We start from the raw sequence: 8865 nt of genomic DNA on the forward strand, positions 1-8865 counted from the left end.
CGCCCTCAATCCACTGCGCGCGGAAAAAGCCCGCGCGGCTTGAGCAGCATCACGGCCAGGAAGGCGATGTGGCCGGCCAGGATCTGCCATTCCGGATTCAGCGCGGCGCCAAACGTCTGCGCCACGCCGATGATGATCCCGCCGGCAAGCGTTCCCCACAGGCTGCCGAGGCCGCCGATGATCACCGCCTCGAAGGCATAGATCAGCCGCGCCGGCCCGATCGAGGGGTCGAAGTTCGCGCGCATGCCGAGATAGAGCGCCGCCAGCGTCACCACGACCATTGCGATCCCGGTGGCGATCGCGAAAATCCGCTTCGGCTCTATCCCCATCAGCCCCGCCGTCACGGCGTCGTCCGAGGTGGCGCGGAAGGCACGGCCGAGGGCGGTGTGGTAGAAGAGCCCGTTCAGGGCAATGATCATCACGATCGCCGACGCAAAGGTCATCAATGGCATGATCCCCACCGTGACCAGCCCGAGATCGAGCGATGCCCCCTCCAACGCGCCCACCGGGATGCGGCGGCTGTCGGCGGAAAAGAGCTCGAGCAGCCCGTTCTGCAGGGCAACCGAGAGGCCGAACGTGACGAGAAGCGGCGGCAGGATGTCCTTGCCCAGCACGCGGTTCAGTATGACTGTCTGTAGCAGCCAGCCGAGCGCGAACATCACCGGCATGGCGATCAGGGCAGCGATCCATGGCGACAGGCCGAGCAGCGTGACGCCCATCAACACCAGATAGGCGGCAAGAATGATGAGGTCGCCATGGGCGAGGTTCACCAGCCGCATGATGCCGAAGACGAGGCTCAACCCCGCTGCGAACAAGGCATAGAGCCCGCCCAGCAGAATCCCCTGCACGAGGGTGTCCAGCCAGATCATCGCCGCGCCACCTCGATCACGCCACAAGAGCACTGCGCGAGCAGATGACGGAGCCTCGGTTGCCGCGTCATGCCGCCACTCCGAAATAGGCGGAATGGATGTTTTCGCGCGTGACCTCGGCCGCCCTGGCGGCCAGCGTGACGCGGCCCTCCATCATGCAGTAGACGCGATCGGCGACCGCCAGCGCCTTGCCGATATCCTGCTCCACCAGCACGATCGCGGCGCCGCCTTCGCGGATCTTGGGAAGGGCTGCGTAGATATCGCGGATGACGACAGCCCCAACGCCGAGGCTGATCTCGTCGCAGAGCAGTAATTCGGGGTTCGACATCAGCGCCCGGCCGATCGCCACCATCTGCTGCTGGCCGCCCGAGAGCGCTGTGCCGGGGCTCTTGCGCCGCTCGCGCAGGATCGGAAAAAGGTCATAGACGGCGTCGAGGCTCCACGGCCCCGGCACCTTGCGCGCCTGCCCGCCGACCAGCAGATTTTCCTCGACGGTCAGCGAGGGGAACAGCCGGCGTCCTTCCGGCACCATGGCGATGCCGCGCTTCATGATCTCGGCCGAAGACAGCGCGCCGATCGGCTCGCCCCGGTGCAGCACCATGCCGGGCGCGTTGCCGATCACGCCCGTGATCGAGCGCATCAGCGTGGATTTGCCGGCGCCATTGGCGCCGATGATCGCTACGCATTCTCCCACCGCGACAGTGATATCGACGCCGAACAGCGCACGGAACTGGCCGTAATTCGCGGTGAGGCCGCGCGTTTCCAGCATCAGACCTCGAGCCCCAGATAGATTTCGCGAACCGCCTTCGAGGCCATGATCTCATCGGGCGCACCGATCCCGATCACACGCCCAAAATCCAGCACGAGAAGCCGCTCGACCACCGAATTCAAGGCGTGCAGCACATGCTCGATCCAGATGATTGTCGTGCCCCTGGCGTGGATCGCCTTGATCGTCGCGACCAGGGCCTTGCATTCGCCCTCCGTCAGACCGCCGGCGATCTCGTCCAGGAGCAGAAGCTCAGGGCCTGTCGCCAGGGCGCGGGCGAGTTCGAGGCGCTTGCGGTCGAGAAGGCTCAGCGAGCCGGCCACGAAATTGGCCTTCCTGAGAAGCCCCGTCTCCTCGAGGATACCAGCGCAATCGTCGACCATCTCGGCCTCGCGTCCGCCGCGGCCGAAGGCGGCAGCGGTCAAGAGATTTTCGAACACGGTCAGCCCCTCGAAAGGCTGCGGAATCTGGAAGCTGCGGCCAACACCCATGCGCACCCGCTCCATCGCCGGAGCACGGGTCACGTCGCGGCCGAGCAATTCGATGCGACCCTCATTTGCAAACAGATTGCCGGTGATCAGGTTGAAGAGCGTCGATTTTCCGGCGCCGTTCGGGCCGATAATGCCCAGCGCTTCGCCGCGCGGCACGCTGACGGTCACGGAATCCGCAACCTTCAAGGCGCCGAAGGACTTCGAAACGCTTTCCAGCCTGAGTATCATCACTGTCATCCTTGGGTCGCGCCGAACGAGGGCGGCGGTATCAGCCGCCCTCGGCAGCGTCAGGCCAGGGCTTCCATCTTGCCGGCGGTGGGTATCTCGGAGGCGCCGGCGTTTTCGACGATCACCAGATCGAAGCCGCCACCGGCCTTCTTGCGCCACTGCCCGCCGACGAGCGGCGTCTTGCAGACGTTCTTCGCGGCGAAAGGTGGCAATCCCGCACCGCTCCAGGCCACCTTGCCCACCACCGTCGTCATGTCGGTGGCCGCTATCGCCGCCGCTATCGCCTCGGCATTGGTTGGATCCGACACGCGGCCCATGACATTGGCCGCCACCTCGAACAGCGAATGGACAAAACCGATCGGCTGGGTCCAGGGACGGCCGGTCTTGGCGGTGAAATCCGCAGCGAGTTCGGCCGAACTCTCGCCCGTCAGCGACGATTTGAACGGATGCGAGGCCGACCACCAGACCTCGGACGAGAGGTTGTGGCCGGCATCGCCGAGCGTCTCGACCGATTGCGGGAAAAGGATCGCCTTGGCCACCGTCACCGCCTTGGGCTTGAAGCCCTGCTGGCGGGCCTGGTTCCAGAAGGTGGTGAAGTCGGGCGGAATGACCACACCGGTGACGATCTCGGCATTGGCCGCCTTGAAGGCGTTGACCTGCGCGGTGAAATCGTCCGAAAGGTTCTGATAGCGGCCAGGATCGGCAAGGCTGAAGCCGGCAACGTCGAGGCCGGGCTTCAACCCATTCTTCGGGTCGCCCCAGGCATTGCCGTCGGCATCGTTGGGGAACAGCCCGCCCACCTTGCCGTTGGTGGAAAGCTGTTTCCACATGCCGGTGTAGACGGCGATGATGTCTTCGAGACCCCAGAAATAATGATAGGCGAAGTTGAAAGGCTTCCACGAGGCCGGATCGGCCGGATTGCCCTGCTGGCCGATGAACCAGGGCTGCCACGGCGCCATCGTCGAGATGACCGGCACGCCCTCCGCCTCGCAGGTGGTGGCCACAGGGTTGGTGTTCTCGGGCGTCGAGCCGACGAGCATCAGGTTGATCTCGTCATCGACGATCAGGCTCTTCGCCACCTCGGCCGCGCGATTGGGGTTCGACTGGCTGTCCTTGACGATGACATCGAAGTTCTTGCCTGCCTCGGAAGCGAGGAAGGCCTTGATGTTGTAGGCATCGCTCTCCGCGAAGCCGGCAAGCGGCCCGGTCTGCGGCGAAACATAGCCCAGGCGGATCTTGGCGCCTTGCGCGATGGCCGGCGTCGCCAGGCGCGAACCGGCCAGCGCCAGGCCGGTCGCCGCCGAGGCTTTCAGTAGGCTGCGTCTTGTGATCATGTGTAGTTCCTCCCTCTTGTTTTATTCTCAAGCCCCCGGACGGCGTCCCTCCCACGCCGCCTGAAGGAGTTCCCTTATCGATCCTGGATCGATTGGCCTCGGATTCGCATAGGCATTCTTGACCGCGATCGCCGCCGCGCGGTCGAGATCGGCCTCCTCGATGCCGATCGCCTTCAGGCTCAGCGGGGAGCCGACCGACTGTGCGAAATCCCAGAGCCCGCCGCCCGCCGAGCCACCACCGAATGCCTCAGTGATCGGGCGCAGCAGATCGGGCACCGCCGTTTCGTTGAAGGCGGTCGTGTACGGCAGCAGGATGGCGTGGGTCTCGGCATGCGGCGTGTCGAACGAGCCGCCGAAGACATGCGCCAGCTTGTGGTGCAGCGCCATCGAGACATAGCCGAGCGCAGTCGAGCAGCACCACGCCGCATAGAGCGCCTGCGTCCGCGACGCGCGATCCTGCGGATCGCCGATCAGCCTCGGGATGCCGTCCCGGAAGGCAACCATGGCATCCCTGCACATCAGCACGATCACCGGGTTGCGATCGGGGGCATACAAGGCCTCCATCGCATGAGCGATCGCGTTCATCGCCGAGGTGACGGTGAGACTTACCGGCAGGCTCAGCGTCAGATCGACGTCGTAGATCACCGTCTCCGGGCGAATGTCCGGCGAGCGGCGGGTGGTCTTCTCACCGGCCGCCGTCTCGCCGAGGATGTCGGTCATTTCCGAGCCGGCATAGGTCGTGGGAATGACCACCTGGTCGGCGCCGGTGCGCACGGCAATGGCCTTGCCGAGCCCGATGGTCGAGCCGCCGCCGAGGCTGACGACCGCCGAAGCACCGCTGCCGCGGAAGGCATCGACGGCCTTTTCCGTGACCTCGACGGGGGTATGCATGACCGCGCCGGCAAAGATCCCGGCGGCGAGGCCGCCAAGGCTTGCGGCCAGTCTTTCGGCATCGTCCTTCTGATGCGGCGTGGACAGCACCATCACCTTGTCATGGCCGAGCCGCCGGACTTCCTCCTCGACGCGAGCCATGGTGCCGGCACCGAAGACCACCCGTGTCGTCAGGCCCGGAAAGGTGAAGCTGTCCATCATCGCGCCGCCTCCATGCGCGGGCCACGCCCGGCGGCGAGGTCGTCGAGCATCGTGCCCAGCATGGCAATCTCGGCGTCCGAGACCTCATGACCGCGGCCCGGGAACAGATCGGCCCGCAGGCTCGCGCCAACGCGGCCCAGCGACTGCGCGGCATCGGCAAACGCCGAGACTGGTATCCAGGGATCGGCATCGCCGCCGGAAAGATAGATCGGCATTCCGGCCGGCGCCGCCTCGGATCTTTCGTCCGCCGGAACGCCGACACGGCAGCCCGTGAAGGCCGCCAAAGCATCCGGCGGCGGCAGCCCCGCGCAGAGGTATTCGATCGACAGACACGCCCCTTGCGAGAAGCCCGCGAGAAGAAGCGGCAGTCCGGGCAGTTCGGCCCGCGCCGCGACCATTGCGGCCGCAAGGTGGTCGAGCGCGTCGGAAAGCTGCGCCCGGGCGACCGGCGTCAACGGGTCGACGGCACGCGCCTCCCACCAGATGCCGTGTGGTGCACGCGGCAGGATAAAGGCCACGGCGGTCGCGGAAAGCCGCGACAGCACATGGGACTGCATCTCTTCGGGCGATTGGCCACGGCCGTGGACGAAGACGCAGATCGCCTTCGCTTCCGGGCCACTTGGCCCAAGCCGGAGCGGACCGCTGCCTGAACTCACGTGAAATCCGCCTCTTCCAGGCCGACCTGCAATTCGCTCTCACGGTCCTTGAACCATGGCGGGAAGACCAGCGTCTTGCCGATCTGGCCCGGGGGCTCGTCCTTGGCCCAGCCTTCGGGCGTAGTCCAGGCAATTTCGAACAGCGCGCCGCCGGGCGAGCGGACATAGCAGGACTTGAAGTAGTTGCGGTCCTTCTGCTCCGATATATCCGTGAAGCCGAGACCCTCGATATGAGCGCGCAGTTTCAGCTGGTTCTCTTCGTCGCCGGTGTTGAGGGCGAGGTGGTGGATCGTACCGCCCGCCAGAGTCCAGGTGCCCTGCGGGCTGTCGCGGTCGACAATGACCTCCACGCGCTGAGCGACGCCGGTCGCGTCGGGCACGCGGAACACCAGTCCCTCATGGTCGTCAGCCTCTTTCTCCAGCGGCAACGCGATGGTCAGGAAGTCGTCCATCGCAGTGCGGTCCATCACCGCCACCACGGCGCCGTATATTCCCTTGATGCCGTGCGCCTTGCCGATGCCCTGCGCCTCGTTGGTGATCGGCGCGCGCGTATCCCTGTCGCTTTCCACCAGCTCGTGCGGAATGCCGCAGGGATGTGCGAAAGCCGCACGGTCGGCGCCAAAACGAGTGATCTTGATGGCCTCGATGCCGCGCGCGTTCAACCGGTCGACCCAGAAATCCGCGGCCCCCTTGGGAATCGACTGCATGATGGTGCGCGACTGGTTGGACCCGCGGCGGCCATAGACGCCTGGCTTGCGGAACGGGAAGGTGGTGATGATCGTCGAGGCATCGCCGTTGGGCGAGCCGTAATAGAGGTGATAGACAGGGATGACGCCGTCGAACAAGACGGTGCGCTTCACCGAATGCAGGCCCAGTGCCTTGGTATAGAAATCAAAATCTTCCTGAGCGCTGTCGGTCGAGAGCGTCAAATGGTGGTAGCCGCTGACACGTGCCATCGGTCATCTCCTCCCAGAGGTTTCGGTTTCGCCCCGCCGCTGTGGACAGAGCACGAGGTTGAGATCGAGCGCGTGCTTCCGTTTTCCTCCGTTGGGCGGCAGCGCGCGGAACTCGGCCATGAGGTCGGGTTTGACCCCGAAGATGGCATCCCGGCCGATCGCAGGGTCCGACCGGTCAAAGATGTGGGTCGTCAGCGTTTCGAAGCCCTCCGCCGAGACGCGAAAATGGATATGGGCCGGCCGCTCGAGGCCAAGGCCAAGCGCTGACATCAATTGACCGACCGGTCCGTCCGATGGCAACGTGTAGCCCTTCGGCTTCACCGTCACGAAGACGAAGCGTCCCTGCGGATCGGTGCGGAACCGTCCACGCAAATTGAATTCCGGCTGCCTGTCGGGTTCCTGGTTCTCGTAGAGACCCTCGGCATTGGCCTGCCAGATCTCGACCATCGCATCGCCGATCGCATCGCCGTCGAGCGCGACGATCCGGCCCGCAACCTCCAGCGGCTCGCCCTTGTGATCGCGCGAGATGTTCGCGCCGAGCGGCATCTCCGGCACGTCGGCCCGGTAGAAGGGGCCGGCCAGGGTGTTTGGGGTCGCCCCAACAGGGCGCGGGCTGTTCTGATCCTCGATCAGCGACGACACGCCCAGGACGTCGGCGAACAGCACCCATTCCTGGCGCCGCGCATCGGCGTAGTGGCCAACCTCGGTCAGAAAATCGATCGCCTGGCGGAACTCCTCGCCCGAGGGTCGCAGCTCGACGATCAGCGCATGCAAACCGTCGACGGCTGCCTGCGCCGCCGCCGCCAGGCGGGACTGGCCCATTGCCGTCAGGCGCCGTGAGAATTCCTCGGCCTGCGTCGAGATCGCCTTGGGGAATTCATCTCGCTTCGGGTCGTGCTGGCCGTGCATTCCGCCGGGGCCTCCCTTCCCCTTGCCAAGCGGGATAGCACGGCCCGACGCGATGCTTGATGAGATGTGGCGTCCCTTGTATAGCGTTTTGCTATGAAGCTGAACGAGCGCCACCTCATGCAGCTCGCCGCGGTGCTGGATGCCGGCGGCGTGTCGGAAGGAGCCGCTATGCTGGGCCTGACCCAGCCGGCGGTCAGTCGATCGCTAGCCATGCTGGAGGCGCGGGTGGGCGAGCCGCTTTTCCTCAAGGGTCGCCGGCCGCTGCAGGCGACACCGCTCGGCTTCCAGTTGGCGGCGCAGGGCCGCACGATCATCACCGCGTCGCGCAAGGCGTCGGATGCGGTCCAGGGCTTCATGAAAGGCACGAAGGGCGTCGTCCGTGTCGGCGGCGTGCCCTTCTTCATGGATGCGATGATCAGCCGGATGATCGGAGAATTCCAGAAGCTCGAACCCGAGGTCACCGTTCAGCAAAGCTATATGAACCTGCCCGAGATGGTCGCGGCGCTGGAGAGCAACCAGATCGATCTCGGGATCGTGCCGATCGGCGTGCTCGACCTGGGACCCGGCTTCGAATTCACCGAAATCCTGCCCGGACGCAACGTCGTGGCTTGCCGGCCCGACCATCCCCTGCTGCGAAATCGCCGCCTCAGGGCGCATGACCTGACCAGCTTTCCCTGGGTAGCCCCCCTACCCGGCTCTCCGCTGATGTCGGACCTGCAGATGATCCTGATGAGCATCGGCATGTCGGACCTCAACGTCCGCTATTCGGGAGGCTCGCTGATGAGCGTGATCAACTTCCTTGCCGAAACCGATGCGCTGGCGGTGCTGCCATTCTCCGTGGTCTTCGCGCAGCGCAAGGAAAACCGGGTGACGGTGCTGCCCTATGAAATTCCGCAGCCCAGCCGCTCGCTTGGTATCCTGCGCCGGGTCAGCGGACCGCGCTCGCCCGCGGCAGAGCGCTTCGCGGGCCACGTCACGACCGCCTTCGAGAATCTGAAGCACATCATCAAACGGCACGAGAATGCCGTCGTCTGGGGGCGGTAATCCAGCCGACATGGCGCCCCTTACAGCTCCAAGAGCCAGGAGCGGACGTTTGGAGCAGCGAGACGATCGGGCGTCCATTGGCCAGTCTCGTTTTTCCCGAACGGGATCCCGGTTTGAGGAGCTGAAGGGCACGCCGGTGAGCGCCAGTATCAGCGAAGCTGGTTCATGGCGCCTATTCAGCATCGCCAGCAATGAAGTGCGGCTCTCCCACCCCATGCCGTGCAGGAATGGAACTCCCGTGCCTGTATTCGGTTGGGTACAAAGCCGGCGTCCCACACGCGCCGGCAAGGGTGCGCTGAGGTGACAGATACTCGACGACGAAGAGGCCGAAGGTTTGTAAGTGCGAATATCGATCTTGGTTGAGCCTCCTGTCACCGGTTTGCCTTCACCTCACGGCGAGGGTAACTCCGCGCGACCAGATCAGCTAATGTCCTCCAAGACCCCGGGCGTCATCTACGACATCAAGGGTCTGTTCCCCAGGCATGTTACGGATGGGCGCTTCTGATGAGGGTTCTGGTCA

At 65.1% G+C, this 8865-nt stretch carries 9 protein-coding genes; 1 reads left to right on the forward strand and 8 read right to left on the reverse strand.

What is annotated here, in order from left to right; translation table 11 throughout:
• Window positions 1-5 precede the first annotated feature (5 nt).
• The 8 genes from NKH52_RS17260 to NKH52_RS17295 all read right to left on the reverse strand — a co-directional run bounded on the left by NKH52_RS17260 (window position 6) and on the right by NKH52_RS17295 (window position 7301).
• A complete protein-coding gene (locus NKH52_RS17260; protein ID WP_352556025.1) occupies window positions 6-869 on the reverse strand; it encodes a branched-chain amino acid ABC transporter permease in 864 nt (287 codons plus the stop codon).
• 67 nt (window positions 870-936) lie between these two features.
• A complete protein-coding gene (locus NKH52_RS17265) occupies window positions 937-1638 on the reverse strand; it encodes an ABC transporter ATP-binding protein (RefSeq protein WP_352967452.1) in 702 nt (233 codons plus the stop codon).
• A complete protein-coding gene (locus tag NKH52_RS17270) occupies window positions 1638-2354 on the reverse strand; it encodes an ABC transporter ATP-binding protein (protein WP_352731602.1) in 717 nt (238 codons plus the stop codon). Before NKH52_RS17270 ends, NKH52_RS17265 begins: the two co-directional genes overlap by 1 nt.
• Before the next feature lie 59 nt (window positions 2355-2413).
• Window positions 2414-3688: an ABC transporter substrate-binding protein gene (locus NKH52_RS17275; protein ID WP_352731604.1), complete on the reverse strand. Its 1275-nt coding sequence runs from the start codon at window positions 3686-3688 to the stop codon at window positions 2414-2416.
• A gap of 27 nt (window positions 3689-3715) precedes the next feature.
• Window positions 3716-4780, reverse strand: a complete 1065-nt coding sequence (locus NKH52_RS17280) for a maleylacetate reductase (protein WP_502908047.1) — start codon at window positions 4778-4780, stop codon at window positions 3716-3718.
• Window positions 4777-5436 carry an alpha/beta hydrolase gene (locus NKH52_RS17285; protein ID WP_352731607.1) on the reverse strand — a complete coding sequence of 220 codons (660 nt, stop codon included), beginning with the start codon at window positions 5434-5436 and terminating at the stop codon, window positions 4777-4779. The genes NKH52_RS17280 and NKH52_RS17285 overlap by 4 nt, the downstream gene beginning before the upstream one ends.
• Entirely contained in the window at window positions 5433-6392 is a 960-nt protein-coding gene (locus tag NKH52_RS17290) for a VOC family protein (RefSeq protein WP_023808935.1), read from the reverse strand. The genes NKH52_RS17285 and NKH52_RS17290 overlap by 4 nt, the downstream gene beginning before the upstream one ends.
• 3 nt (window positions 6393-6395) lie before the next feature.
• On the reverse strand, window positions 6396-7301 hold the full coding sequence (locus NKH52_RS17295; RefSeq protein ID WP_352731609.1) for a dioxygenase family protein: 906 nt from the start codon (window positions 7299-7301) through the stop codon (window positions 6396-6398).
• Between the two features lie 93 nt (window positions 7302-7394).
• Here NKH52_RS17295 and NKH52_RS17300 point away from each other — a divergent pair, with 93 nt between their 5' ends.
• Window positions 7395-8345 carry a LysR family transcriptional regulator gene (locus NKH52_RS17300; RefSeq protein WP_023808937.1) on the forward strand — a complete coding sequence of 317 codons (951 nt, stop codon included), beginning with the start codon at window positions 7395-7397 and terminating at the stop codon, window positions 8343-8345.
• Window positions 8346-8865 lie beyond the last annotated feature (520 nt).

Origin of the sequence: Mesorhizobium sp. M1066, from assembly GCF_040318635.1 — a bacterium.
In the GTDB taxonomy this organism is placed as follows: domain Bacteria; phylum Pseudomonadota; class Alphaproteobacteria; order Rhizobiales; family Rhizobiaceae; genus Mesorhizobium.

Excerpts from the sequence above, each read along its gene's own strand:
- NKH52_RS17260 (WP_352556025.1), bottom strand. The coding sequence starts at position 869 with ATGATCTGGCTGGACACCCTCGTGCAGGGGATTCTGCTGGGCGGGCTC.
- NKH52_RS17265 (WP_352967452.1), bottom strand. The coding sequence starts at position 1,638 with ATGCTGGAAACGCGCGGCCTCACCGCGAATTACGGCCAGTTCCGTGCG.
- NKH52_RS17270 (WP_352731602.1), bottom strand. The coding sequence starts at position 2,354 with ATGATACTCAGGCTGGAAAGCGTTTCGAAGTCCTTCGGCGCCTTGAAG.
- NKH52_RS17275 (WP_352731604.1), bottom strand. The coding sequence starts at position 3,688 with ATGATCACAAGACGCAGCCTACTGAAAGCCTCGGCGGCGACCGGCCTG.
- NKH52_RS17280 (WP_502908047.1), bottom strand. The coding sequence starts at position 4,780 with ATGATGGACAGCTTCACCTTTCCGGGCCTGACGACACGGGTGGTCTTC.
- NKH52_RS17290 (WP_023808935.1), bottom strand. The coding sequence starts at position 6,392 with ATGGCACGTGTCAGCGGCTACCACCATTTGACGCTCTCGACCGACAGC.
- NKH52_RS17295 (WP_352731609.1), bottom strand. The coding sequence starts at position 7,301 with ATGCACGGCCAGCACGACCCGAAGCGAGATGAATTCCCCAAGGCGATC.
- NKH52_RS17300 (WP_023808937.1), top strand. The coding sequence starts at position 7,395 with ATGAAGCTGAACGAGCGCCACCTCATGCAGCTCGCCGCGGTGCTGGAT.